Genomic DNA, 24,297 nt, shown 5'->3' with positions numbered 1-24,297 from the left:
GAAAAGTCGATGGAAGAGCATTCCGACAAGGTCGACCCGACCACGATCGAGGCGATCGAATTGGCCATTGCTGCGCTGAAGGACGATCTGGAGGGCGACAACCCCGACAAGATCAAGTCCGGCATCCAGAACGTGACCGAAGCGGCCATGAAACTGGGCGAGGCGATCTACAAGTCGCAGCAGGAAGAAGAAGGCAATGCCGAGCGTGACGCCTCAGCCGCTGACGACGATATCGTCGATGCCGACTTCGAAGATCTGGATGACGACAAGCGCAACAACTAGGGCCGCGTGTCTTGGGACGTGACCGGCCCCGTCAAAAGGGCCGGTCGCTGTCTTTCCCAAGGGGGAAACGACTATGGCGAAACGTGATTACTACGAAGTGCTGGGCCTTGCACGCGGCGCCGACGCCGATGCGATCAAGAAAGCCTATCGCCAGAAGGCGAAGGAACTTCACCCCGACCGCAACAAGGACAATCCGCAGGCCGAGGCCCAGTTCAAGGAAGCCAACGAAGCCTATGAGGTTCTGAAGGACGCCGACAAGAAGGCGGCCTATGACCGCTTTGGCCATGCCGCCTTCGAAAACGGCATGGGCGGCGGCGCGCGCGGTGGGCCACGCGGTCAGGGTGATTTTGCCAGCGCCTTCTCGGATGTCTTCGACGACCTCTTCGGTGACTTCATGGGCGGCGGTCGTGGCGGTGGCCGACGCTCGGCTGCCCAGCGCGGAAACGACCTGCGGTATAACCTGCGCATCAATCTTGAAGATGCCTACGCGGGACTGCAAAAGACCATCAATGTGCCCACCGCCGTCACCTGTGGATCGTGCAAAGGCACAGGCGCCGAAGGTGGTTCGGAACCGCAGACCTGCCCGACCTGCTCGGGGATGGGCAAGGTTCGTGCCCAGCAGGGCTTCTTTACGGTCGAACGCACCTGCCCGACCTGTTCCGGCATGGGCCAGACCATCAAGAACCCCTGCCAGACCTGCCACGGTCAGGGGCGCGTGCAGAAAGAAAAGTCTCTTTCCGTCAATATCCCTGCGGGTGTCGAAACCGGCACACGCATCCGGCTGGCGGGCGAGGGCGAGGCCGGCATGCGCGGCGGACCGACCGGTGACCTTTATATTTTCATCGAGGTGAACGCCCACGCGCTGTTCGAGCGGGACAATACCAACCTCTACTGCCGCGTTCCCGTCTCGATCGCGACCGCCGCCTTGGGTGGCGAAATCGAGGTGCCGACGATCGACGGTGGCCGCAGCCGCGTGAAAGTGCCCGAAGGGTCGCAGACCGGACGGCAGATGCGCCTGCGCGGCAAGGGGATGCCCGCCCTGCGCGGTGGCGGTTTCGGCGACATGTTCATCGAACTTGCCGTCGAGACGCCGGTCAAACTGACCGCCCGCCAGCGCGAGATCCTCAAGGAATTCGAAAAGCTGAGCGAAGAGAACAATCCGCAAGGGTCCAGCTTCTTCAATTCGGTCAAGAATTTCTGGGACTCGATGAAGGGCTGATCTTTACCGGATTGTAACCAAATCTTCGGCAATCTCGCGCAATGAGAGAGTTTGCCGAAGCCCCTTCCCTTTTCGACAACCTGGACGAGGTTGCAGCGCCCGCCCCTTTGGATGCGGGGCGTCTGCCGTCCTATATCAAGGATCATCGCCAGCGTCTGCGGGGGCGGTTTCTGGCCGGCGGGGCGCAGGCCATGCCGGACTACGAACTTCTTGAACTTGTTCTGTTCCGCGCCATTCCCCGACAGGATGTCAAACCGCTTGCCCGTCGTCTGATCGACAAATTCGGCGATTTCAACGGGGTCGTATCCGCCAGCAAGGAAGGACTGCAAAAGATCGAGGGGGTCGGCGATGCCGTCATCGTGGAACTGAAAATCGTCGAGGCGGCGGCCCAACGCCTGTCCCGTGCGCGGGTGCTGCAACGGCATGTGGTCTCAAGCTGGGACGCGCTTTTGGACTATTGCCACACAACCCTGTCCCACAGACCGACCGAACATTTCCGCATCCTCTTTCTGGATACCAAGAACGTGTTGATCGCGGATGAAGAACAGGCGCGCGGCACCCTCGATCATGTGCCCGTCTACCCGCGCGAGGTGGTCAAGCGCGCCTTGGAACTGAACGCCGCTGCCATCATTCTGGTGCATAACCATCCTTCCGGCGATCCGACACCGTCTCAGGCGGATATCGACATGACCAAACAGATCATCACAGCCGCCAAGGCGCTTTCGATCACCGTCCATGATCACCTGATCATCGGCAAATCATCGGAATGCAGCTTTCGCAGCGCGGGGCTGATCTAGCCTGCCTCGGCGATCAGTGTCGTCAGGTCCTTGTCCAGCATGACGTCATGACCCAGTTGTCCGCACCCGGGCATCCTGACCGAAAGGGACGTCACATGCGGCCCATGTCCATCCACCGCCTTGATCGCCCGAAAATCCACCGCGCGCCCACAATTGCGCGGATGAAGCAGGGTGCTGACCCGCATCGTGATTTTCCCGTCCAGAACGCCCTGTCCCGCCGGGAAGGTGAAGACCTCGGCATGGACGGGCATGTCCGCCTCGCGGTCGCGGAATTCAAACAGATATCCCGCCCTGCCTGTCGCCACATCGCCCAGCGAACCGGGTGCCGCGCGCCAGATATGCCCTTCTTCACCGATCTCTGCGGCCTTGCCCAATGCGTGCAGGTTCAGGACCTCGGGGCCGCGCCAGTTCAGCGCCACACGGTCGAACCGCGCGATATCAGGCACGAAAACTGCGGTGCGCGCCAGTTCGATGTTGTCGCGCAAGACCGTAAAGCTCGCCTCGCGCGCCAGCGCTGGCACCGTAAAATCCACTGTGCCCGTGGCAGTGGTCCGCACCGCGAATTCCAGCGGCCCGTGCCGGACGACCAACCGCGTCGCGGGCAGACATGGCGCGTCCAGGCTTACCTCGACCAGAGCAAGCGGCAGCGCCTCACCGACAAGCGTGACAGGGCAATCGGGATCGGGCATGGCCAGCAGGGCATCGAAAGCCGGAGGCTCGACTGCATCATAGATCGTCGCAAGAAGCCCATCGGGCAAAGCCGACTCTGACGGGACAGTCACCCTGACCGCGCGGGGCACACCGAAGACCGGCATGTTGTCCGAGGTCACAGCCATCATCACCCCATGCGCCACCGGCGTGTTGCCGACGACCACCGGCGCCGACATGATCTCTGGCATCGGGTCGGCATCAGGGCGCGCGTAGACAAGTGCCGCGAAAGCCGCGACAGCAATGACAAACTTCATCGCAAATACGTTGCTGCCCAACATCAACAGCCCTGTTCCCAGGCGCTGACTATAGTCGATTTACGTCGCCGCAGATAGAGCTTTTCAGACGTCGAAACCTTGCCGGACCTCAGGCCAAACGTCCGTGGCAATGCTTGAACTTCTTGCCCGAACCGCAGGGGCAAATCTCGTTCCGGCCGGGGTTGCCCCAAGTTGTCGGGTCATTTTCATCAAAGCCGGGTTGCGCATCCGCGGTTGGGGCCGGTGCCGCAGGCGCGGCGGCCGCCGCCGCTTGCGCCGCGACCGCCTGCTGCTGGCGGATCTGCGCAATCATCTTTTCTTGTTCTTCCTTCGACATCGGCCGGATCTGCGCCAGTTTCTTGGTCACATCGGTCCGCAGACCGTCGAGCATGCTTTCAAACAGCTGGAAGCCTTCGGTCTTGTATTCGTTCAGCGGATCACGCTGCGCATAGCCACGGAACCCCACCACCGAGCGCAGGTGTTCGAGGGTCAGAAGATGCTCGCGCCATTTGCCGTCGATCGTTTGCAGCAGGATCTGCTTTTCGACGCTGCGCATTGTCTCGTCGCCGAAAGCCTCTGTTTTCTCGGCCATGTAGCTGTCCGCAGCCTGTTCCAGCCGCTCGCGGATATCGTCGTCATCCACGCCCTCTTCCGCCGCCCAATCGATCACGGGCACATCGATCCCCAACTGGTCCTTCACGGCGGCTTGCAGGCCTTCGGTATCCCACTGATCGGCATAACTTTTCGGCGGCATATGCACGTGGACCAGATCGTCGATCACCTGATCGCGCATGTCCTTGGTGACCTCTGACAGGTCCTTGGCTTCCATGATGTCACGGCGCTGGGTGAAGATCACCTTGCGCTGCTCGTTCATCACATCGTCGAATTTCAAAAGCTGCTTGCGGATGTCGAAGTTGCGCCCCTCGACCTTGGCCTGCGCACGTTCCAGCGACTTGTTCACCCAAGGGTGCACGATCGCCTCGCCCTCTTTCATGCCGAGGCCGGACAGCACCTTGTCGAGCCGGTCTGATCCGAAAATCCGCATCAGGTCGTCTTCGAGCGACAGGAAGAAGGCCGAACGGCCCGGGTCGCCCTGACGGCCCGAACGGCCGCGCAACTGGTTGTCGATGCGGCGGCTTTCATGGCGTTCGGTTGCCAGCACGAAAAGACCGCCGGCCTCTTTGACCTTTTCCTTTTCTTGGGCCACTTCGGCCTCGATCTGGGTGCGGAGTGTTTCGGGATCGGCCTCGGGGTTATCGGCAAGGGCCTGCATGACGCGCATTTCGACGTTGCCGCCCAGTTGGATATCGGTGCCGCGACCGGCCATGTTCGTCGCGATGGTGACAGCGCCGAATTTACCGGCATCCGCGACGATCTGGGCTTCCTTCTCGTGCTGGCGCGCGTTGAGGATATTGTGCGTGATCCCTTCGGCTTTCAGCATCTCGGCCAGCGCTTCGGATTTCTCGATCGAGGTTGTGCCGACAAGCAGAGGCTGGCCCTTTTCATGGGCCTCTTTGATCACGGTGATGATCCCTGCGTATTTCTCGCGCGCGGTCCGGTAGACCTGATCATCCTCGTCGACCCGTGCGACGGGCCGGTTGGTCGGGATTTCGACCACGCCAAGGCCATAGATCTCGCGGAATTCCTCGGCCTCGGTGGCGGCCGTGCCGGTCATGCCGCCCAGCTTGTCATAAAGGCGAAAGTAGTTCTGGAAGGTCACAGATGCCAGCGTCACGTTCTCGGGCTTGATCGAACAGCCTTCCTTGGCTTCGATGGCCTGATGCAGACCGTCGGACAGGCGGCGACCGACCATCATCCGGCCGGTGAATTCGTCGATCAACACGACCTCGTCGTCGCGGACGATATAGTCCTTGTCCTTCGTGAACAGCTTGTGCGCCCGCAGGCCCTGACTGACGTGATGCACCAGCGTGGCGCTTTCCGGGTCGTAAAGCGACTGCCCCTCGGGCAGCAGGCCGACCTCGGCCAGACGCTGTTCGAGGAAATCGTTCCCCTCATCCGTAAAGCTTGCCTGGCGGGTCTTTTCGTCGAGCGTGTAATGCACGTCCTGCACTTCGGGGATGATCTTGTCGATCGCGACGTAAAGCTCGCTGCGGTCCTGCGCGGGGCCCGAGATGATCAGCGGGGTTCGCGCCTCGTCGATCAGGATGCTGTCGACCTCGTCCACGATGGCGAAGTTGTGGTCGCGCTGGAACATCTGGGACAGTTCCGACTTCATGTTGTCGCGCAGATAGTCGAAGCCCAGTTCGTTGTTCGTGGCATAGGTCACGTCGCAGGCATAGGCCGCCTTCTTTTCGTCGTCGGGCTGCTGCGGATAGACGACGCCCGTCGTCATGCCCAGCGCCCCAAAGACCTTGCCCATCCATTCCGCATCGCGGCGGGCAAGATAGTCGTTGACGGTGACGATATGCACGCCCTTGCCGGTCAGCGCGTTCAGATAGGCGGGGAAGGTGGCGACAAGGGTCTTGCCCTCACCGGTCTTCATCTCGGCGATATTGCCCTGATGCAGGAAGATCCCGCCGATCAACTGCGTATCGAAGGCCCGCAGACCCAGCGCGCGTTTCGCCGCCTCGCGGCAGTTGGCGAATGCTTCGGGCAGCAGGTCGTCAAGCTTTGCGCCACCCTTGGCACGCTCGACCAGCTCTGCCGTTTTCTGCTTGATGCCGTCGTCCGACAGGGCCGCGAATTCGGTTTCCAGCGCGTTGATCTTGTCCACCAGCGGACGCGTGGCTTTGACTTTGCGGTCGTTCGCGGAGCCAAAAACCTTTTTGGCAACAGTTCCGAAACCCAGCATGTTCTCTCCGGCGGCGCGGATGCGCCTGTCTGACGTCTATTTGAGAGGAGGTCGCTTGTAGGCCAGTCGCGGGCCACATAGAAAGGGGCCAAAGCTGCTGAGTATCGCGCCCCCTCGGGGCCTGTGAGGGATGTAAGGGGCCACCTCTGGAGTGTCAACGCCGCGCACCGGTGCGGCCAATCAAGGGAACGTTTTCATGTTGAAATACAAAGTCTGCCTCGGTGCCATCTTTCTGTCTGGTGCCATGGCGACAGGCGCCATCGCCCAGGACGTGACATCGGATACGGTCGTGGCCACTGTCGGCGAGACAGAGATCACGCTGGGCGAGGTCATCATCGCCCGCCAACAGCTGCCCGCCCAGTATGCGCAATTTCCCAATGAAGTGCTTTTCAGCGGCCTGATCGACCAGCTTGTGCAGCAGCAATTGCTGGCCGACGTGCTGGGCGAGGCAAGCCCCCGCATCGAATACACGCTGTCAAACGAACGCCGCGCCCTGATGGCCGCCGAGGTGATCACCGAGATCGCGGAAACTTCCGTCACCGAGGCTGACATCGAAGCCGCCTATGCGGCACGGTTCGAAAACGCCGAAGAGATCCCCGAATTCAACGCCTCGCATATCCTGCTGGAAACGCAGGACGATGCCGCCGCCGCGAAGGCCCGCGTCGATGCGGGCGAGGACTTCGCGGCAGTCGCACAAGAGATGTCCACCGGCCCTACCGGCCCGAATGGCGGCAACCTGGGCTGGTTCGGTCCGGGTGCCATGGTGCCCGAGTTCGAACAGCAGATCGTCACGCTTGAGGTCGGTGCGGTCAGCGAACCGTTTCAAACCCAGTTCGGCTGGCATATCGCCAAGCTGAATGAAACACGGGTTCAGCCGCTACCGACACTCGACATGGTGCGCCGCGAGCTGACGGGCCAGTTGCAAGAGGCCGCAATCACCGCCCGTCTGGAAGAGCTTGCGACCGCGACCGAGGTCGTCCTTCCCGAAGACGGCGTCTTCGACCCGAACCTGCTTGATGACCTCGACCTGCTGGACCGGTAATCATGGCCCTTTCACCGCTGGCCCCTGCGGCTTTCCCTGATTTGCCCGTCATCGACGGTGTGACATTCGCGGCGGCTGCGGCGGGCGTGAAATACAAGAACCGTGTCGATGTGATGCTGGCACTTCTCGCGCCCGGCGCTGCGGTGGCAGGGGTCTTCACGCGATCCTCGACACGCTCGGCCCCTGTGCTTGACTGTCAGGCGAAACTTGGCGGCGATCCCAGCGGCCCTGCTGCGATCCTTGTGAACTCGGGCAATTCCAACGCCTTCACAGGCGCGCGCGGGGTGGAATCGGTCAAGGCCGTCACCCATGCCGTCGCCGCCGAAACAGGCGTGCCCGAGGCGCGGGTCTTCACCGCCTCGACCGGTGTGATCGGGGAACCGCTGCCGCATGACCGGATCGTGGCGAAGATCGGTGAACTGGCGGCGGCGCAGGCCTCGGACGGTATCGCCGATGCCGCCCGCGCGATCATGACGACCGATACCTTCCCCAAAGGCGCAAAGGCCGAGGTCAGGATCGGCGGCAAGACCGTCAGGATCGCCGGTATCGCCAAGGGTTCAGGCATGATCGCGCCCGATATGGCGACAATGCTGGTTTATATCTTCACCGACGCGCTGATCGATCAGGCCACGTTGCAGGCGCTTGTTTCGCAGGCCAACGCCAAGACGTTCAACTGCATCACCGTGGACAGCGACACCTCGACCTCGGACAGTCTGATCATGGCAGCAACCGGCGCATCGGGCGTGGATGTGGCAGGCAACGCCGATTTTGCCGATGCCCTGCACAGTGTTATGCTGGACCTCGCCCATCAGGTCGTGCGCGACGGCGAAGGGGCGACGAAATTCGTCACGCTTGCCGTCACAGGTGCAAAGGACGACGCCGACGCCAACAAGGTCGCGATGGCCATCGCCAATTCGCCGCTCGTCAAAACCGCCATCGCGGGCGAGGACGCCAATTGGGGCCGCATCGTCATGGCGGTCGGCAAATCCGGGGCGACGGCTGACCGTGACCGGCTTTGCATCCGTTTCGGTGATATCACTGTCGCCGAAAACGGCTGGCGCGCGCCAAGTTATTCCGAGGCAGAGACCAGCGCCTACATGAAAGCGCAGGACCTCGAAATCGGGGTTGATCTGGGCATCGCAAGCGGGAAAAGCACGGTCTGGACCTGCGATCTGACCCACGGCTACATCAGCATCAACGCGGACTACCGGTCGTGAAAACCGTCCTTGTCTCGGCGGTCGCACTGATCGATGCAGAGGGGCGCATCCTGCTGGCCCAACGGCCCGAGGGGAAATCCATGGCCGGCCTGTGGGAGTTTCCGGGCGGGAAGGTCGAACAAGGTGAAATCCCCGAGGCCGCGCTGATCCGCGAATTGCAGGAAGAGCTTGGCATCGACACATGGGCATCCTGCCTTGCCCCGCTGACCTTCGCCAGCCACAGCTACGATGACTTCCACCTGCTGATGCCGCTCTTTGCCTGCCGCCGCTGGAACGGGACGCCGCAATCGCGCGAGGGACAGGCGCTGAAATGGGTGCGCGCAAACGCCTTGCGCGACTACCCGATGCCACCCGCCGATGTGCCGCTGATCCCGATCCTGCGCGACTGGCTTTAGGCGATCAGCCAGCTTTCCGCGTCGTCGACCGCATCAAGCGCAAAGGCCTTTATCTCCAATCCGGGGATCAGCGCCCCTTCCATTTCGGCAGCAGTCCGCAGCCAAGGGATGTCGGTCAGCACCGCGCAGCGGTCGTACTTGCCCAGCAACCCGAACAGCTTGGGCAATCGGGCCATTTCAACCCCGATCGCGCCTAGACTTGGCATGGCAAAACTGGTGATGCGATACAACATCACCCCGTTTTCGACCCCCTCGGATTGGAGGATCAGGTCGTCAAGCCCCTGGCCATCTCATCAGAGTCGAGTTGCCCGTTCAGATCGATATCCACACGGTTCGGTGAAACTTTGGTGATTTTCAGCATGGCTTTCCTCCTCTTGCACGGACTTTCTGGCAAAGATCACGCGACTGCGCCTTGATGCTGGTCAAGAAGGTTTCACAAAAGAAAAGGGGCGACCCATCGGGCCGCCCTTCGATTTTCATGGTCCGCCTATCAAAGCTGACGCTCGACCTCTTCACGCTCGAAGATTTCGATCACGTCGCCGGGCCGTATATCGTCGTAGTTCTCGAAGGCCATACCGCATTCCTGACCCGACTGAACCTCGGCCACCTCATCCTTGAAACGCTTGAGCGTCTTCAGCGTGCCTTCGTGAATAACCACGTTGTCACGCAGCAGACGCACACCAGCCGAGCGGCGGGCGACACCTTCGGTAACCAGACAGCCCGCGACCTTGCCCACATTCGAGACCTTGAAGACCTCTTTGATATTGGCATAACCGATGAACTTTTCGCGGATCTCGGCCGAAAGCAGGCCCGAGGCCGCCTTTTTCACGTCATCCACAAGGTCGTAAATGACCGAGTAATAGCGGATCTCGACACCCTTCTGGTTCGCGGTGTTCCGCGCCGATGCATTGGCACGGACGTTGAAGCCCATCACAGGCGCGCCCGAGGCTTCGGCCAGACCGATATCCGTTTCGGTGATTGCCCCGACACCCGAATGCAGGATGCGCACGCGCACCTCTTCGTTGCCGATCTTTTCCATCGCCTGAACGATCGCCTCGGCAGAGCCCTGCACATCGGCCTTGACCACGATGGGCAGTTCGCTGACGTTCTCGTTCGCCTTGGCATTGGCCATCAACTGTTCCAGCGTCGTCGCGGCACCGGCGGCAGCCCGCTTTTCCTTGGCGGCTTTCTCGCGGTATTCCGCGATTTCGCGCGCTTGGGCGTCGGTCTCGACCACGTTCAGCACGTCGCCGGCTTCGGGTGTGCCGTTCAGGCCCAGCACTTCGACAGGCACAGACGGACCGGCTTCTTGCACACGCTCGCCCTTGTCGTTGATCAGGGCGCGGACCTTGCCGTATTGCTCGCCCACGACGAAGATATCGCCCTGGCGCAGGGTGCCGTGACGGATCAGAACGGTCGCGACAGGCCCGCGGCCCACGTCCAGCTGCGCCTCGATCACGGCGCCTTCGGCGGCACGACCGGGGTTCGCCTTCAGTTCAAGGATTTCCGCCTGCAGCGCGATGGCTTCCAGCAGGTCATCAAGGCCCTTGCCGGTGATCGCCGAAACCTCGACATCCTGCACGTCGCCGGACATCTTTTCGACCACGACTTCGTGCAAAAGCAGGCCGGTCCGCACCTTGTCGGGGTTCGCATCCGGCTTGTCGATCTTGTTGATCGCAACGATCATCGGCACCTTGGCGGCCTTGGCGTGGTTGATCGCCTCGATGGTCTGCGGCATCACGGCATCATCCGCCGCAACCACCAGAACAACGATATCCGTCACCTGCGCCCCGCGCGACCGCATCGAGGTAAAGGCCGCGTGTCCGGGCGTATCAAGGAAGGTCAGCAGCGATCCGCTGTCGGTTTTCACCTGATAGGCACCGATGTGCTGAGTGATGCCGCCCGCCTCGCTGGCGACAACCTTGGCGTTGCGGATCGCGTCCAGCAAGGATGTCTTGCCGTGGTCGACGTGGCCCATGATCGTGACGATCGGCGGACGCGGCTTGAGATCGGCGGGCTTGTCCTCGACCTGCTGGATCACATCCTCGACGTCCGAATCCGATACGCGGACGACCGTGTGGCCGAATTCTTCGATGATCAGTTCGGCGGTGTCGGCGTCGATCGTCTGGTTCTGGGTCGCCATGATGCCGTTGGTCATCAGGGCTTTCACCACGTCAGCGACCCGTTCCGCCATGCGGTTGGCCAGTTCGGAAACCGTGATCGCCTCGGGCAGCGAGACCTCGCGGTAGACCTTTTCGCGGTCAGCCGACTGGCCCATCGCCTTGGCGCGGGCACGGTCCTGCTTGCGCTTCATCGCAGCCATTGAACGCTGACGCCCGCCTTCGCGGCCAGTCAATGCGTCATTGAGGGTCAGCTTGCCCGCGCGTCGGCCATCATCCTCGCCGCGGACGGGCTTCGACTTGCCGCCGCGATCACGCTCGGTTTCACGATCGACCTTGCGCGGACTGGAGGCCGGACGGCCGACAGCCGGTTCGCCGGGAACGGCGGCCGGATCGGGCGCAGCGGCGGCAGCGGCCTTTGCGCGTTCTTCCTGCTTGCGCTTACGCTCTTCTTCGTCGGCCTTGGCCTTGGCGCGCTCTTCACGGGCGCGGTCTTCGGCTTCCTTGGCTTCTATCTCGGCGCGGCGCGCTTCGCGTTCGGCGGCACGGGCCTTTTCCTCGGCCTCGCGTTTGGCGGCTTCATCGGCTTCGCGGGCTTTCGCCATCGCAAGCGCCTTCATCCGCCGTTCGAGTTCCGCATCCGAAATACCGGCCGGGCGCTTTGACGGATCACCACCCACGGGTGCAGAGGCTTCCCCTGCGCCGCCCGCAGCCTTGCCGGCACCCGGCTTGGGCACCACAACACGCTTTCGCTTGGTTTCCACCACGACGTTTTTGGTCCGCCCATGGCTGAAGCTCTGCTTCACGTTCGCAGGACGTGAACCACCAAGGCCGAGTTTCTTTTTGCCGTCGTTATCGCTCATTTAGCTTACTTTTCCTTCCCGAGGGCCGCATTGCCCCCGATGCTTTCGCGCAATCCGCGCAGCTTTGTCGCTTCCTCTACAACACGATCGCTGAGTCCACCAGCCGCAAGCGCGCCATGTATCACACTTTGCCGCCCAAATGCCAAACCCAATTCCTGGGCCGTCAGACAGTCGAAATAACGGGCCCCTTCGGGCGTCCACAGTTTCGTTTTGCCCCGTTCGGACCCGTCAGAGGCCTGCACCAGAACGCGGACCCTTTCGCCACCGGCAAGCCAGCCCTTGACCTTTTCGAACCCGCAGACCGCGCGTCCCGCCTTGCGGGTCAGCGCGATCAGGTCGACCACGCGGCGCGCAAGCTGGCGCTCGACCTCGTCCGCCAGATCATCCGGCACGGTGACCGGCGCCTTGGCCGCGCGCGAGAACTGGCCCTTGCCCGCCGCCGCCAGCGCCGCGCGGTCAGCGGTCACATACATCCCGCGACCGGGCAGCTTGCCCAGCACGTCCGGCACAACCTGATTGTCCGGCCCCATGACAAAGCGGATCAGTCCAGCCTTCGGCTGCACCTCACCGGTGACGATGCACTTGCGTTCCGTCTCGTCCCGGTCCTTTGCCTGACCACCACGTGTCATACCTCGGCCCTCCTGACAGACCGCGGATCAGACCTCGCCCTCCTCGGCAGGGTCCTCGTCCTCGGTCTCGGCTTCCAGATCGGCAGGATCGACCCAGCCCAGCATCACGCGGGCTGTCATGATCATCTCTTGCGCCTCTTCCAGCGAAACGTCGAAGGGTTCAAGCACACCTTCATCCTTCACACGCTCGCCATTTACGGTGGTCCAGCCACCGGCCAGTTCCCAGTCGGCGCAGGTTGCGAAGTCTTCCAGTGTCTTCACATCGTCCTTGCCCAGCGCCTCGAGCATCTGTGGTGTCAGCCCTTCGAAATTCACCAGGCTGTCCTCGACGCCCAGCGCGCGGGCGGCTTCCATCGCCTTGGCGGCTTCGGCCTCGAGATAGTCGCGGGCGCGGGCCTGCAATTCTTCGGCGGTGCCTTCGTCCACACCTTCGATCACCAGCAGTTCATCCAGTTCGACGTAGGCCACTTCTTCAAGGTTGGTAAAGCCTTCGGAGACCAGAAGCTGGGCGAAGAATTCGTCCAGATCCAGCGTGTCCATGAACAGCTTGGTGCGCTCTTCGAACTCGGCCTGACGGCGCTTGCTTTCTTCTTCCTCGGTCAGGATATCGATATCGAGACCGGTCAGCTGCGACGCCAGACGCACGTTCTGGCCACGGCGGCCAATCGCCAGCGACAATTGTTCGTCGGGCACCACGACTTCGATCTTGCCGGCTTCTTCGTCCAGAACCACCTTGCTGACCTCGGCAGGCTGCAACGCGTTCACAAGGAAGGTCGGCATGTCTTCATTCCATGGGATGATGTCGATCTTTTCACCCTGCAATTCGTTCACGACCGCCTGCACGCGGCTGCCGCGCATACCGACACAGGCACCCACCGGGTCGATCGAGTTGTCGTAGGAAATGACGGCGATCTTGGCGCGCGACCCGGGATCGCGGGCGACGGCCTTGATCTCGATGATGCCTTCGTAGATTTCGGGCACTTCCATCTTGAAAAGTTCGGCCATGAATTCCGGCGCGGTGCGGCTCAGGAAGATCTGCGGCCCACGCTGTTCACGGCGCACGTCCTTGATGTAGCAGCGGATACGGTCGTTGGGGCGGTATGCCTCGCGGCCGATCTTTTCGTTGCGGCGCAGCACAGCCTCGCCCGCGCCCACATCGACGATGACGTTGCCGTATTCCTCGCGCTTGACCAGCGCGTTGATGATCGTGCCGGCGCGGTCCTTGAATTCTTCGTATTGCTTGTCACGCTCGGCTTCGCGGACCTTTTGCAGGATGACCTGCTTGGCTGACTGCGCGGCGATCCGGCCGAGTTCCACCGGCGGCACCTCTTCGACGAATGTGTCGCCGACCATCGGCAGACCGGCGAAGTCCGTCACCTCGGCGCCTTCGCGCAACCAGCGCGAGCCCGCTTTGGGCTGTTCGAAATAGGGTTTCGCCTGCTGGGCGGTGAACTCGGCCTGATAATTCTCGAGCTCTTCATCCTCGACCACCGAGCGGACGCGGGTAAAGGTCGCGCGGCCTGTCTTGCGGTCGATGGACACGCGGATGTCCATCTCGGCCCCGTAGCGCGACTTGGCCGCACGGGCGAGCGATTCTTCCATCGCTTCGACGACAAGGCTGGGGTCGATGTTCTTTTCGCGGGCCACCGCTTCGGCGGTCTGCAAAAGTTCCAGCTGGTTGGCGGAAGTATAGGCCATGTTATTCGTTCTCCTCGTCGTCGCCCCGCAGGGGCCCATCATCACCGTCGATGATGGTTTCGATTTCATCAAATTGGGTCTCGTCGATCTGACCCGCATCCTTGCGCCCGCGCAGCACGTCGCGGATCAATTCATCCGTCAGGATCAGCTTTGCATCCGACAGCCAGTCGAATTTCAGCCCGATCGTGCCTTCGGGGATCGTGATCAGGACCTCATCATCTTCGGTTCCCGCCAGCACGCCCTTGAAGCGGCGGCGGCCGTCGATCAATTCGTCCGTTTCGATCTTGGCCTCGAAGCCTTCCCACTGGTCAAAGTCCTTCATCCGCGTCAGCGGACGGTCGATACCGGGGCTGGATACCTCGAGGTTATACTCGTCCAGAATCGGATCCTCGACGTCCAGCACCGCGGACACCGCAGTCGAAATCTGCCCGCATTCATCGACTTCGATCTGGCCGTCGGGACGCTGCACCATGATTTGCAGGATCGTGTCCTTGCCGGACATCAGCCGGACGCGCACGACCTCGAACCCCATGTCCTCGACGACGGGGGTGACGATTTCGGCGATGCGGCGGTCAATGGCCGCTTTGGCAATCAGGTCGTTCATCGGTTCCAAGCCCTGTCTGCGGGCACAAAAAAACGGGCGCGCGGCCCGTGATCGTTTCCGGTGGAGGCTTGGGGGTGGAGACCAAACCGCCGCTGTTAAGGTGGATATACGCACCGCAGCGCGAGTCTGCAAGCCCTGTCGTTCCGACAAGGCAAAACGCCCCGCACAGGGCGGGGCGTTTCGTCGGGTCGTCAGTCGATCCGCCTTAGGCGGTGAACCAGCGCTCGGCCATGCGGGCGTTATCCATCTGCCAGAGATTGCCGACCGTTTCGGGGGTCCCGATCCGGTTGTTTAGCGCCTGCACGTAGTTGGCGAACATCGGCAGGATGACACCGCCATCGTCACGCAGGATCTGCTGCATCTCGTAATACATCTCGCGGCGCTTGTCGCTGTCCAGCTCGGCACGGGCCAGCAACAGCAGTTCCTGGAAGCGTGGCTCGTCCCACTGGCTGTCGTTCCAAGGCGCCCCGGCCTCGTAGGCGGTCGAGAACATCCAGTCCTCGGTCGCACGGCCCGACCAGTAGCTGGCACACCATGGCTTTTTCAGCCAGACGTTCGACCAGTAACCGTCAGCCGGTTCCTGAATGACGTTGATGTTGATACCGGCAGCAGAGGCCGAGTTCTGATAAAGCAGGGCCGCATCGACCGCACCTTCGAAGGCGGCGCTAGACGCCGACAGATCAAGGTTGATGCTGTCCAGTCCCGCTTGCCGCAGATAGAACTTGGCCTGATCGGGATCGTAGGCCAATTGTTCCATATCGCCATTGTAGTATTGGTTCGCCGGCCCGATGGGCGAGTCGTTCCCGACCTGACCGTGACCCAGCAGGATCTTGTCGACCATTTCCTGACGGTCGATGCCGTATTTCAAGGCGCGGCGGATATTCACATCATCGAACGGCGCGACCTTGGTCAGCATCGGGAAGATATAATGCTGGTTGCCGGTCAGTTCCTGAATACGCAAGGCAGGATTGGCGCGCAGCAGCGCCTCGGTCCGGAAGTCGATCCGGTTGATCGCATCGACCTGCCCGGTCAGCAGGGCGTTGGTCCGTGCGGTATTGTCGTTGATCGCGATATACTCGATCTCGTCGAAGAAGCCCGCGCTGTCGCCCTTGTAGTGATCGGGATAGCGGGTGGCCAACATGCGCACGCCGGGATCGAAGGATTCCACCTGATAGAGGCCCGTGCCGATGCCGTTGGCGATGGCTTCCTCGATCTGGCCTGCGGGATACATCAGGATGTGATAGTCCGACAGCAAATAGGGCAGATCGGCGTTGCCTGCGGCCAGCGTCAGCTGCACCTGATGGTCGCCGGTCTTCTGCATGTCGATGATGGCCGAGACGATCGGCTCTGCCGCCGATTTCGCGCCTTCCTCGACGTGCATCTGGAGCGAGGCAAGCACGTCATCGGCACCGAAAGGCTTGCCGTTGTGGAAGGTCACGCCACGGCGCAGATTGAAGGTCCAGACCTTCGCATCCGGTGTCGCCTCCCAGCTTTCGGCCAATTCGCCCTTCAGGGTGCCGTCCGCGCCGACCTCGGTCAGGCTGTCAAAGACCGCGCCCTGTGCGCAAGCGATCATGAACAGGTCAGAGTGGGTCCGCCCATCCCAACTGTCCGAGGTATTGGCGCCCGAAAGCCCTGCCGTCAGTTTCCCGCCCCGCGTCTGGGCGCGCAGGGGCAAACCTGTCAGGCCGATGACACCGGCCGCCGCGCCGGTCTTCAAAAGACCGCGTCTGCTAATTCCGTGCATTTTCGTTTTCTCCCTAGTTATCTGGTGGGCGCTTTCCGCCCTGTTGTTCTCATCGCTTGGTTCGGATGATTCGCATTACATCTTATCAACAGCCGCATCGCCAATGTTATCAACTCCGCGTTCGGCCAGCAGTTTGGTCAGCCAGTCAGGGTCCATTTCAGGCACCGAGGACAGCAAAAGGTCAGTGTAGGGGTGATGCGGTGGCTGGAACATCTCGCCTTTCGGTCCCTGTTCGACGACGCGGCCGTCCTTCATGACCACGACCTCATCCGAGATGGCCCGCACCGTCGCAAGGTCATGGGTGATGAACATATAGGTCAGCGACAGCTCGTCCTGCAAACGCGCCAATAGACGCAGGATGCCTTCGGCGACCAGTTGATCCAGCGCCGATGTCACCTCGTCACAGATGATGAACTTGGGTTCGGCCGCCAGCGCTCGCGCGATGCCGATCCGCTGTTTCTGCCCACCCGACAATTCGGAGGGCAGGCGGTTGTAGTATTTCGCCGGCTCAAGCTCGATCTGTTCCAGCAGACCATCCACCTTGCGGCGTTTCTCTTTCCCTTTGAGACCCAGATAGAACTCGACCGGCCGTGCGATGATCTGGCCGATGGACATGCGCGGGTTCAGGGCCGTGTCGGCCATCTGGTAGATCATCTGGACCTGCCGCAACTGGTCCTTGCTGCGTTTGCGGTAATCGGCGGGCAGGGGCACACCATCCAGAATGATCTGGCCTGCCTTGGGTGGCAAAAGACCCGTGATGCAGCGCGCCGTCGTGGACTTGCCGGACCCGCTTTCACCGACCACCGCCACGGTCCGGCCCGCGTGCAGATCGAAACTGACATCATGCAACACCGGGATCGTGCCATAGGCCGCATCCACATTCTGCACGCTGATCACCGGCACCGATCCGGCCTGCACGGCGGGTTTCGCCGGACGCTCAAAGCTGCGGACAGCCCAAAGCGACTTGGTATAGTCCTGTGTCGGTGCCGAAAGCATGGTGCGCGTATCGGCGGTTTCGACTTCATCGCCTTTCAGCAGAACCTTGATCCGATCCGCCATCTGCGCCACCACGGCGAGGTCATGGGTGATGTAGATCGCGGCGGTGCCGAACTGATCGACGATGTCACGGATCGCGGCCAGCACCTCGATCTGGGTGGTGACATCCAGCGCGGTCGTCGGTTCGTCGAAGATGATCAGGTCGGGACGGCAGGACATGGCCATCGCCGTCATGCAGCGCTGCAATTGCCCGCCCGAGACCTGATGCGGATAGCGGAACCCAATTTCGTCGGGGTTGGGAAGACGCAGCTTGGCATAGAGAGCCATCCCGTCCTTCTCGCTTTCGGTGCGGCTCATGACACCGTGCTGGACGGGGCCTTCGACGTGCTGTTCAAGCAATTTGTGGGCAGGGTTGAAACTGGCCGCGGCGGATTGCGCCACATAGGCGATCCGCTTGCCCAGAAGGTCGCGCTTGGTCGCAGCCGAGGCCTTCAGCAGGTCGATCCCGTCGAATTCGACCGTGCCATCGCTGATCCGCACGCCGTCGCGGGTATAGCCCATCGCCGCCAGACCCAGCGTGGACTTCCCCGCACCGGATTCGCCGATCAGCCCCAGAACCTCGCCCCGATGCAGGGTCAGGTCCACGCCATTGATGATCGGCATCCACGTCTCGTCGCTGCGCCCTTCGATCGTGACGCTGCGCATTTTGACGAGGGGCTGATCGGTCTTTTCGGTCATATCACTCTTTCAGCCCCGATGATTTGTGCAACATCCAGTCCACCACGAAATTCACCGCCACCGTCAGCAGCGCAATTGCCCCCGCCGCCAGCAGGGGTGCCGTGGCGGCCATGGGCGCGAATGCGGCGAAGTTCACGAAGCTGGCGAGATCGCGCATCATCGTGCCCCAGTCCGCCAGCGGCGGCTGGATCCCGACACCAAGAAAGGACAGGGCCGCGATGGTCAGGAAGACGAAGCAGAAGCGCAGTCCGAATTCGGCCAGCAGAGGCGCGGTGGCATTGGGCAGGATCTCCTTGAAGATCAGATAGCCCAGCCCCTCGCCGCGCAGCTTGGCGGCCTCGATATAATCCATCACGACGATATTCTGCCCGACAGCGCGGGACAGACGATAGACCCGCGTGCTGTCGATCACGGCGATGATCAGGACCATGAAAACGGTCAGCGGTATGCCCAGCCGCGGCGCCCAGACGCTGGCGATGGTCATCAGAAGCAGCGCGAAGATCAGCGAAGGGATCGCCATCAGCACATCCACCGCCCGCGACAGGATCTGGTCCAGCCAGCCGCCAAGTGTCGCCGCAAGAAAGCCCAAGGTGCCCCCCAGCAGAAAGGCCAGACAGGTGGTCGCAAAGGCGATGCCGACGGTGTTCTGCGCGCCATAGATCAGGCGGCTCAGGATATCGCGCCCGATCTGGTCGGTGCCTAGCGGAAAGTCGGGATTGCCGCCCATCGCAGGATTGCCGCCCGGGATGATATTCGCGGCAACGCCGGGTATGATCTGCTCTTGCCCGTAGGGTGCGATGACACCGGCAAAGATCGCGAAGATCGCATACATGATGATCGTCAGGATCCCGAACGAGGCCGTCAGCGGCATCTCGCGGAACATCTTGCGGGTCCATGCGGTGCCGACGCTTCGGCCCAACAGACGGAACAGCCATGCGGCAATCGAAAAGAGGATCAGCCCCTCGATCGCGATGCGCAGAAAGAAGAACTTGTTGGCAATCGCCGGATCGGGACTGCGCCCCTGCGCATAGGCCCAGACCAGCCACGCCAGCACGAAGACGCCCAGCACATAGCCGTAGGCCACCCCAAAGGGCATATCGCGGAACCGGGGCGCGTTGCCCGTGGCAGCCTGTCCCGCAAAGCGGAACACCCAGGCGATGGCCAGCATGGCGACCAGCGAGACGACGAACCAGATCATTTCGGATGCCTCAGCCGCGGGTTGGACAGGATCGACATGATATCCGCCGTCAGGTTCAGCAGAATGAATGCCGCCGCGAAGATCAGGCAGCAGGCCTGCACCACCGGGATATCGCGGATGCGCACGCTATCGACGAAAAGCTGGCCGATGCCGGGATAGACGAAGACAACCTCGACGACGACGACGCCGGTGATCAGATAGGCAAGGTTCAGCGCGACCACGTTGATGATCGGCGCCAGCGCATTGGGCAGCGCATGTGTCACGATCACCCGCATCGGCGACAGACCCTTGAGCCGCGCCATCTCGATATAGGGCGAGGCCAGAAGGTTGATGATCGCCGCCCGCGTCATCCGCAGCATATGCGCCATCACCACCAGCGTCAGCGTCAGCGCGGGCAGGACCGAGGCGTTCAGCCTGTCGCTGAAGGGCATACCTTGCGAGATATTCGACAGCGAGGGGAAGATCGGGTTCAGCACCGCAAGGAACAGGATCAGGATATAGGCCAGAAAGAACTCGGGGCTGGAAATCGAAGACAGGGTAAAGATGTTCGTCGCGCGGTCGAAGATGGTGTTGCGGTAGAGCGCCGCAAGAATGCCCAGAATGATCGACAGCGGCACCGCAATCGCGGCGGTGATCATGGCAAGAAACATCGTATTGGCAAAGCGCGGCGCGATCTGCGCGGCAACCGTCGTCGCGCCCGAGTCGGTGCCGGTGAAACTTGCAAAGTTCGCCTGCGCGAAACTGGTGCCCAGATCGCCCTGCACCACACCGCCAAGCCATATGAAATACCGCGAGATCAGCGGCTCATCGAGACCGAGGTCACGCCGGATGGAGGCCACGGCCTCGGGTGTAGCACCTTGTCCGAGAATCGATTCCGCGAAGTCTCCGGGAAGCAGGTTCACCGCCACGAAGATCACGATGGACACGATCAGCAACGTCAGCAGACCAAGTGCCAGTCTTTGTAGAATGATGCGAAGGACGCTGCCCAAGACGTTGATTACTCCGATCCCCATCCAAGACTTTATCCACAAGTCCGCGTCTGTAAACCCTAAAGCCCCAGCGAGACCCGATGCGTCGCCATCATGTCCATCGTGCGCACCAGCTCGGCGGTGATCCCGGGTTCGGACAAGGCGTGGCCCGCGCGCCCTACGAACGTCAGTCGTGACTTGGGCCATGCCTGTGACAGACGATGCGCCGAAAGCGGCGGGCAGATCATGTCATAGCGGCCCTGCACGATCACACCGTTGATGCCTTGAATCTTGGCCATCTGGTCAGGGTGCAGGATCTGCTGCCCTTCGCCCAGAAAGCCCATGTTCTGGAAATAATGGTTTTCGAGCCGTGCAAAGGCGCGGGCATAATCCGCAGGGCTTTCACCCGTGATCCCGTCGCTATCTATCGCCGCAAGTGCATTTTCCCATGCCGCCCAGGCGCGGGCATAGCGCGTCTCGATATTGCGGTCGCCGGAAAACAGGCGGCGGTGATAGGCGGCAATCAGATCGTGCTGCTCGTCCTCGGGAATGATCGAGGTGAACCGCGCCCACAGGTCGGGCCAAAAGTTCGCAGCCCCACCGCCATAGAACCAGTCCAGCTCGCGCCGCGTCATCAGGAAGACCCCGCGCAGCACCAGTCCCGCCACCTGATCCGGATGCGCCTGCGCATAGATCAGCGCCAGCGTCGCGCCCCATGACCCGCCGAAGACGATCCAGCGGTCGATGCCCAGCGTCTCGCGGATCAGCTCGATATCGGCGACCAGATGCCATGTGGTATTGGCCTCGACGCTGGCATGAGGACGCGAGCGGCCGCAGCCGCGCTGATCGAACAGGATCACGCGAAAGACGGAGCCATCGAAATAGCGCCGCATCGCCGGACTGCACCCGCCGCCCGGACCACCATGCAGCACCACAACGGGAATCCCGTCCGGATTGCCGCATTGTTCCACATAGACCTTGTGCCCGTCGCCCACGTCCAGCATCCGCTGGTCGAAAGGATCGACGGGCGGGTAAAGGTGGGCGCCGGGGCGTTTTTGTCCTACGACTTTGTCCATAGGCACCCTATATCGCGTTTCGACGCAACTGACCATGAATGAGGCGAAGATGTCGGCAACGAATACGGTTGACCCCTCCGAGATCGCGAAATTCGAGGCGATGGCCGCCGAATGGTGGGACCTGAACGGCAAGTTCAAGCCGCTGCACATGATGAATCCGGTCCGGCTGGACTACATCACCCGCCAGATTGCCGCCGAGTTCGGCCGCGATCTGTCGCAGCCGCAGGCCTTCGAGGGGCTGCGCATCCTCGATATCGGCTGCGGCGGCGGGTTGCTTTGCGAACCGATGGCGCGGCTGGGGGCGACGGTCGTCGGTGCCGACGCCGCCGAACGCAATATTCCCGTCGCGCGCATCCATGCCGAGCAATCGGGCCTTGCGATCGACTATCGCCACACCACGGCCGAGGCTTTGGCCGACGCGGGCGAAGAATTCGACGTTGTGCTGAACATGGAAGTGGTCGAACACGTCGCCGACCCGCAGGGCTACCTGACCGCCTGTCATGCGCTGATGAAACCGGGCGGGCTGCATATCTGTTCGACGATCAACCGGAACCCCAAAAGCTTTGCCATGGCGATCGTCGGGGCGGAATACGTCATGCGGTGGCTGCCCAAGGGCACGCATGAATGGAACAAGTTCATCACGCCGGATGAATTGTTCGCGCTTCTGGAAAAGGCCGGAATGACACCGGTGGACCGCAAGGGCTTTGTCTTCAACTTCGCGCGGTTTACCTGGTCGATCTCGGACCGGGACCTGTCGGTAAACTATGTGACAGCCGCGACGAAGCCTCTGGGGTAGTGTTCTGCCCGCGAAGTAACCTATGGTTGGGCAAAGAAGTTATCGACGGCAAGTGATGAATTTAATCAATTATGCCCAACGCGGGCGCAGGATGATCCGGAAGCCCATCATCCTGATGCAATTACAGGCCTTCTTGCGTCGGCAGATTGCGGAGGATTTCCAAGCGGCGGGGGTTACGCCACCGCCTCTCAGGGTCGTTGCATCTGACCAACCCAGCATGGATAGCGAGATGATCCTGCGCAAAGACGGCGACAAGATTGTGGCTATCGTCGCAAAATCGCTCTCAGGCCGGCAAAAGGCGTTCCTTAGCAGGCGCATGGCAGCACACATCCACTGGTTCTCGCTCACCTCACCCGAGGTGAGGGAAATCTCGGCGGATCTTTCGGACGGGGATTCGACGGGCTTGGGGGTCTATCGTTTTTCTACATCCCCGAATGTCGGAGTTGCGATCACGGATACCTATTTCTTTACGCGACGCGGCTATGCCTTTGACCACGCTTTTGCGAAAGACAATGCGGTCGACTGGAATGAACGCTCGGACCGGATTGTGTGGCGCGGATCACCAAACGGACACGGGCTCTTGTCGGTTGATCCCGTCAATCTGGACACACCGGGTGTCAGACAAAGGCTGAGAATGGCGCATGTCTGCAAGTCCACCGACATCGACTTCAGGTTTGTCACCGGTGGGAGTCAGGCCTTCACAACGCGACTTAGCGAAGCTGGCATGATCGGAGACGGCATTCCGCCTACGGACTGGGCGAACATGAAGTTTGGCATCGACATCGATGGCACGACCAACGCATGGGATAATTTCATGCAGCGGCTGATCTTCGGGTGCTGTATCTTCAAGGTGGAAAGCCAGTTCAGCTTCTATCAGTGGTACTACCACCGCCTAACCCCATGGGAACACTTCATCCCAGTGAAAGCAGATCTCTCTGATCTTCGGGAAGCCGTGGACTGGGCCCGCTGTCATCCCGATCGCGCCCGCGAGATCGCCGCTGCGGGTCAGGCATTCGCGCGATCTATGACGACCGAGACAGAAACCCGCGCTGCCATCGAAATCATCGAACGCCATGAGGCCAGCAAGTGACGCACTGGAGCACCAAATCCGTCCTCGTTGCGGGGGGCGCGGGTTTTCTCGGGCGGCATCTGGTGCGCAACCTTTTGCAACACGGTGCAAAGGTTCACATCATCGACGATCTCTCGACAGGTTCTGCGACCGATCTCGAGGGGGTGTCTTTCATGCACCATGACATCGCGGTCCCCGCCGACCTGCCCGCCTGCGACGTGATCTTCAACCTTGCCAGCCCCGCCTCGCCGCCATTCTACCAGCGCGACCCGATCCAGACCTGGAAAAGCAATGTGCTCGGCACGCTGAACCTGCTGGACCACGCGATCCGCTGCGATGCGACCCTCGTGCAGGCCTCGACAAGCGAGATCTACGGCGATCCGCTGTCGCATCCACAAAAAGAGGAACACTGGGGCCATGTGAACCCGATCGGTCCGCGCGCCTGCTATGACGAAAGCAAGCGTGCGGCAGAAACCCTTTTGATGGATGCCTACCGCACCCGGGGCACGAATGTTCGGATCGCGCGTATCTTCAACACCTTCGGCCCCGGCATGGCCCCCGGTGACGGTCGCCTGATCCCGAACTTCATCGCACAGGCATCCCAAGGGCAGGCCCTGACGATTTACGGAGACGGGCGGCAGACCCGCAGCCTTTGCTATATCGACGATACGGTCGACGGGCTGAGACGTCTGGCCGAGGTCGATGCCGCAAAGGGTGAAGCGGTCAACATCGGCAACCCGCACGAACAATCCATTCTGGAGATCGCGGCCAGCGTCCAAGCTGTTGTCGGAACAGAGGTGCCTCTTGTCTTCTCGAAACTGCCGACCGACGATCCAGTGCGGCGCTGCCCGGACATCGGCAAGGCAAAGCGTCTTCTGGGCTGGACGCCCGACACCGATCTCGCAGAGGGTCTGAAAGCGATGCTGCTGGATGCAAATGTGACGGCCTAGGGGTCCTTGCCGAATTCGCTCAGCTTGACCCGCATCTCACGCAGAACCGGAAGCGCGACCTTGACCTTGTCCTCACCGATATTCGCGACGACATCGGCGATGATCGGGGCAATCGC

The 24,297-nt window shown here is 61.6% G+C and carries 20 protein-coding genes and 1 pseudogene; 9 read left to right on the top strand and 12 right to left on the bottom strand.

The genetic code is table 11. The features are described from left to right. From dnaK to radC, 3 genes and pseudogenes are all read left to right on the top strand, one after another. A pseudogene (gene dnaK, locus V7N12_RS08330) lies at window positions 1-282 on the top strand (molecular chaperone DnaK); the annotation flags it as partial. Window positions 283-355: 73 nt separating this feature from the next. Further along, window positions 356-1,501: a molecular chaperone DnaJ gene (gene dnaJ / locus V7N12_RS08325; RefSeq protein ID WP_333713974.1), complete on the top strand. Its 1,146-nt coding sequence runs from the start codon at window positions 356-358 to the stop codon at window positions 1,499-1,501. 41 nt (window positions 1,502-1,542) lie between these two features. Beyond that, on the top strand, window positions 1,543-2,298 hold the full coding sequence (gene radC, locus V7N12_RS08320; RefSeq protein ID WP_333713973.1) for a RadC family protein: 756 nt from the start codon (window positions 1,543-1,545) through the stop codon (window positions 2,296-2,298). Here the strand turns inward: radC and V7N12_RS08315 are convergent. Both V7N12_RS08315 and secA read right to left on the bottom strand, forming a co-directional pair. Next, window positions 2,295-3,263, bottom strand: a complete 969-nt coding sequence (locus tag V7N12_RS08315) for a hypothetical protein (RefSeq protein ID WP_333713972.1) — start codon at window positions 3,261-3,263, stop codon at window positions 2,295-2,297. The genes radC and V7N12_RS08315 overlap by 4 nt on opposite strands. Before the next feature lie 109 nt (window positions 3,264-3,372). Continuing rightward, a complete protein-coding gene (secA, locus tag V7N12_RS08310) occupies window positions 3,373-6,075 on the bottom strand; it encodes a preprotein translocase subunit SecA (protein ID WP_333713971.1) in 2,703 nt (900 codons plus the stop codon). A 196-nt stretch (window positions 6,076-6,271) separates the two neighbouring features. Between secA and V7N12_RS08305 the strand changes: the two genes are divergently transcribed. The 3 genes from V7N12_RS08305 to mutT are packed head-to-tail and all read left to right on the top strand — an operon-like array spanning window position 6,272 to window position 8,729. Further along, window positions 6,272-7,117, top strand: coding sequence for a peptidylprolyl isomerase (locus V7N12_RS08305; RefSeq protein ID WP_333713970.1), 846 nt, complete (start codon window positions 6,272-6,274; stop codon window positions 7,115-7,117). A gap of 2 nt (window positions 7,118-7,119) precedes the next feature. Beyond that, the gene (gene argJ, locus V7N12_RS08300) at window positions 7,120-8,334 is read left to right on the top strand and encodes a bifunctional glutamate N-acetyltransferase/amino-acid acetyltransferase ArgJ (RefSeq protein WP_333713968.1); all 1,215 of its coding nucleotides are present in this window, start codon (window positions 7,120-7,122) and stop codon (window positions 8,332-8,334) included. Continuing rightward, window positions 8,331-8,729, top strand: a complete 399-nt coding sequence (mutT, locus tag V7N12_RS08295; RefSeq protein WP_333713967.1) for an 8-oxo-dGTP diphosphatase MutT — start codon at window positions 8,331-8,333, stop codon at window positions 8,727-8,729. Before argJ ends, mutT begins: the two co-directional genes overlap by 4 nt. Here mutT and V7N12_RS08290 read toward each other — a convergent pair. The 10 genes from V7N12_RS08290 to pip all read right to left on the bottom strand — a co-directional run bounded on the left by V7N12_RS08290 (window position 8,726) and on the right by pip (window position 21,366). Continuing rightward, the gene (locus tag V7N12_RS08290) at window positions 8,726-8,962 is read right to left on the bottom strand and encodes an STAS/SEC14 domain-containing protein (protein ID WP_333713965.1); all 237 of its coding nucleotides are present in this window, start codon (window positions 8,960-8,962) and stop codon (window positions 8,726-8,728) included. The two genes, mutT and V7N12_RS08290, sit on opposite strands and share 4 nt — an antisense overlap. A 257-nt stretch (window positions 8,963-9,219) precedes the next feature. Beyond that, window positions 9,220-11,712 carry a translation initiation factor IF-2 gene (gene infB / locus V7N12_RS08285; RefSeq protein ID WP_333713963.1) on the bottom strand — a complete coding sequence of 831 codons (2,493 nt, stop codon included), beginning with the start codon at window positions 11,710-11,712 and terminating at the stop codon, window positions 9,220-9,222. A 5-nt stretch (window positions 11,713-11,717) separates the two neighbouring features. Then, complete coding sequence (locus tag V7N12_RS08280) at window positions 11,718-12,341, bottom strand: RNA-binding protein (protein ID WP_333713962.1); 624 nt, start codon at window positions 12,339-12,341, stop codon at window positions 11,718-11,720. Between the two features lie 27 nt (window positions 12,342-12,368). Next, entirely contained in the window at window positions 12,369-14,039 is a 1,671-nt protein-coding gene (nusA, locus tag V7N12_RS08275; protein WP_333713960.1) for a transcription termination factor NusA, read from the bottom strand. A gap of 1 nt (window position 14,040) precedes the next feature. Continuing rightward, entirely contained in the window at window positions 14,041-14,643 is a 603-nt protein-coding gene (rimP, locus tag V7N12_RS08270) for a ribosome maturation factor RimP (RefSeq protein ID WP_333713959.1), read from the bottom strand. A gap of 205 nt (window positions 14,644-14,848) precedes the next feature. Then, window positions 14,849-16,390 (bottom strand): ABC transporter substrate-binding protein, encoded by a 1,542-nt coding sequence (locus tag V7N12_RS08265; protein WP_333713957.1) that lies wholly within the window; start codon window positions 16,388-16,390, stop codon window positions 14,849-14,851. A gap of 75 nt (window positions 16,391-16,465) precedes the next feature. Then, window positions 16,466-18,124 (bottom strand): ABC transporter ATP-binding protein, encoded by a 1,659-nt coding sequence (locus V7N12_RS08260; RefSeq protein ID WP_333713956.1) that lies wholly within the window; start codon window positions 18,122-18,124, stop codon window positions 16,466-16,468. 1 nt (window position 18,125) lies between these two features. Beyond that, window positions 18,126-19,322: an ABC transporter permease gene (locus tag V7N12_RS08255; RefSeq protein ID WP_333713954.1), complete on the bottom strand. Its 1,197-nt coding sequence runs from the start codon at window positions 19,320-19,322 to the stop codon at window positions 18,126-18,128. After that, window positions 19,319-20,311, bottom strand: coding sequence for an ABC transporter permease (locus V7N12_RS08250; RefSeq protein ID WP_333713976.1), 993 nt, complete (start codon window positions 20,309-20,311; stop codon window positions 19,319-19,321). The genes V7N12_RS08255 and V7N12_RS08250 overlap by 4 nt, the downstream gene beginning before the upstream one ends. Window positions 20,312-20,370: 59 nt before the next feature. Further along, window positions 20,371-21,366 (bottom strand): prolyl aminopeptidase, encoded by a 996-nt coding sequence (pip, locus tag V7N12_RS08245; RefSeq protein ID WP_333713953.1) that lies wholly within the window; start codon window positions 21,364-21,366, stop codon window positions 20,371-20,373. A 49-nt stretch (window positions 21,367-21,415) separates the two neighbouring features. Between pip and ubiG the strand changes: the two genes are divergently transcribed. The 3 genes from ubiG (at window position 21,416) to V7N12_RS08230 (ending at window position 24,181) form a co-directional block, all read left to right on the top strand. Beyond that, complete coding sequence (ubiG, locus tag V7N12_RS08240; protein ID WP_333713951.1) at window positions 21,416-22,162, top strand: bifunctional 2-polyprenyl-6-hydroxyphenol methylase/3-demethylubiquinol 3-O-methyltransferase UbiG; 747 nt, start codon at window positions 21,416-21,418, stop codon at window positions 22,160-22,162. A 229-nt stretch (window positions 22,163-22,391) separates the two neighbouring features. Continuing rightward, complete coding sequence (locus V7N12_RS08235; RefSeq protein ID WP_333713949.1) at window positions 22,392-23,252, top strand: glycosyl transferase family 90; 861 nt, start codon at window positions 22,392-22,394, stop codon at window positions 23,250-23,252. Continuing rightward, the gene (locus tag V7N12_RS08230) at window positions 23,249-24,181 is read left to right on the top strand and encodes an NAD-dependent epimerase/dehydratase family protein (RefSeq protein ID WP_333713947.1); all 933 of its coding nucleotides are present in this window, start codon (window positions 23,249-23,251) and stop codon (window positions 24,179-24,181) included. Before V7N12_RS08235 ends, V7N12_RS08230 begins: the two co-directional genes overlap by 4 nt. Window positions 24,182-24,297: the final 116 nt, after the last annotated feature.

This window comes from Yoonia sp. (genome assembly GCF_036770585.1).
Classification (GTDB): domain Bacteria; phylum Pseudomonadota; class Alphaproteobacteria; order Rhodobacterales; family Rhodobacteraceae; genus Yoonia.
This window is presented reverse-complemented; position numbering and strand designations above follow the sequence as displayed.

What these genes read in the sequence shown, in the direction of transcription:
- V7N12_RS08260 (WP_333713956.1), bottom strand. Translation starts at nt 18,124, where the DNA reads ATGACCGAAAAGACCGATCAGCCCCTCGTCAAAATGCGCAGCGTCACG.
- ubiG (WP_333713951.1), top strand. Translation starts at nt 21,416, where the DNA reads ATGTCGGCAACGAATACGGTTGACCCCTCCGAGATCGCGAAATTCGAG.
- dnaJ (WP_333713974.1), top strand. Translation starts at nt 356, where the DNA reads ATGGCGAAACGTGATTACTACGAAGTGCTGGGCCTTGCACGCGGCGCC.
- infB (WP_333713963.1), bottom strand. Translation starts at nt 11,712, where the DNA reads ATGAGCGATAACGACGGCAAAAAGAAACTCGGCCTTGGTGGTTCACGT.
- V7N12_RS08280 (WP_333713962.1), bottom strand. Translation starts at nt 12,341, where the DNA reads ATGACACGTGGTGGTCAGGCAAAGGACCGGGACGAGACGGAACGCAAG.
- V7N12_RS08290 (WP_333713965.1), bottom strand. Translation starts at nt 8,962, where the DNA reads ATGTTGTATCGCATCACCAGTTTTGCCATGCCAAGTCTAGGCGCGATC.
- radC (WP_333713973.1), top strand. Translation starts at nt 1,543, where the DNA reads ATGAGAGAGTTTGCCGAAGCCCCTTCCCTTTTCGACAACCTGGACGAG.
- secA (WP_333713971.1), bottom strand. Translation starts at nt 6,075, where the DNA reads ATGCTGGGTTTCGGAACTGTTGCCAAAAAGGTTTTTGGCTCCGCGAAC.
- nusA (WP_333713960.1), bottom strand. Translation starts at nt 14,039, where the DNA reads ATGGCCTATACTTCCGCCAACCAGCTGGAACTTTTGCAGACCGCCGAA.
- V7N12_RS08235 (WP_333713949.1), top strand. Translation starts at nt 22,392, where the DNA reads ATGATCCTGCGCAAAGACGGCGACAAGATTGTGGCTATCGTCGCAAAA.
- V7N12_RS08265 (WP_333713957.1), bottom strand. Translation starts at nt 16,390, where the DNA reads ATGCACGGAATTAGCAGACGCGGTCTTTTGAAGACCGGCGCGGCGGCC.
- rimP (WP_333713959.1), bottom strand. Translation starts at nt 14,643, where the DNA reads ATGAACGACCTGATTGCCAAAGCGGCCATTGACCGCCGCATCGCCGAA.
- argJ (WP_333713968.1), top strand. Translation starts at nt 7,120, where the DNA reads ATGGCCCTTTCACCGCTGGCCCCTGCGGCTTTCCCTGATTTGCCCGTC.
- V7N12_RS08255 (WP_333713954.1), bottom strand. Translation starts at nt 19,322, where the DNA reads ATGATCTGGTTCGTCGTCTCGCTGGTCGCCATGCTGGCCATCGCCTGG.
- V7N12_RS08305 (WP_333713970.1), top strand. Translation starts at nt 6,272, where the DNA reads ATGTTGAAATACAAAGTCTGCCTCGGTGCCATCTTTCTGTCTGGTGCC.
- pip (WP_333713953.1), bottom strand. Translation starts at nt 21,366, where the DNA reads ATGGACAAAGTCGTAGGACAAAAACGCCCCGGCGCCCACCTTTACCCG.
- V7N12_RS08315 (WP_333713972.1), bottom strand. Translation starts at nt 3,263, where the DNA reads ATGAAGTTTGTCATTGCTGTCGCGGCTTTCGCGGCACTTGTCTACGCG.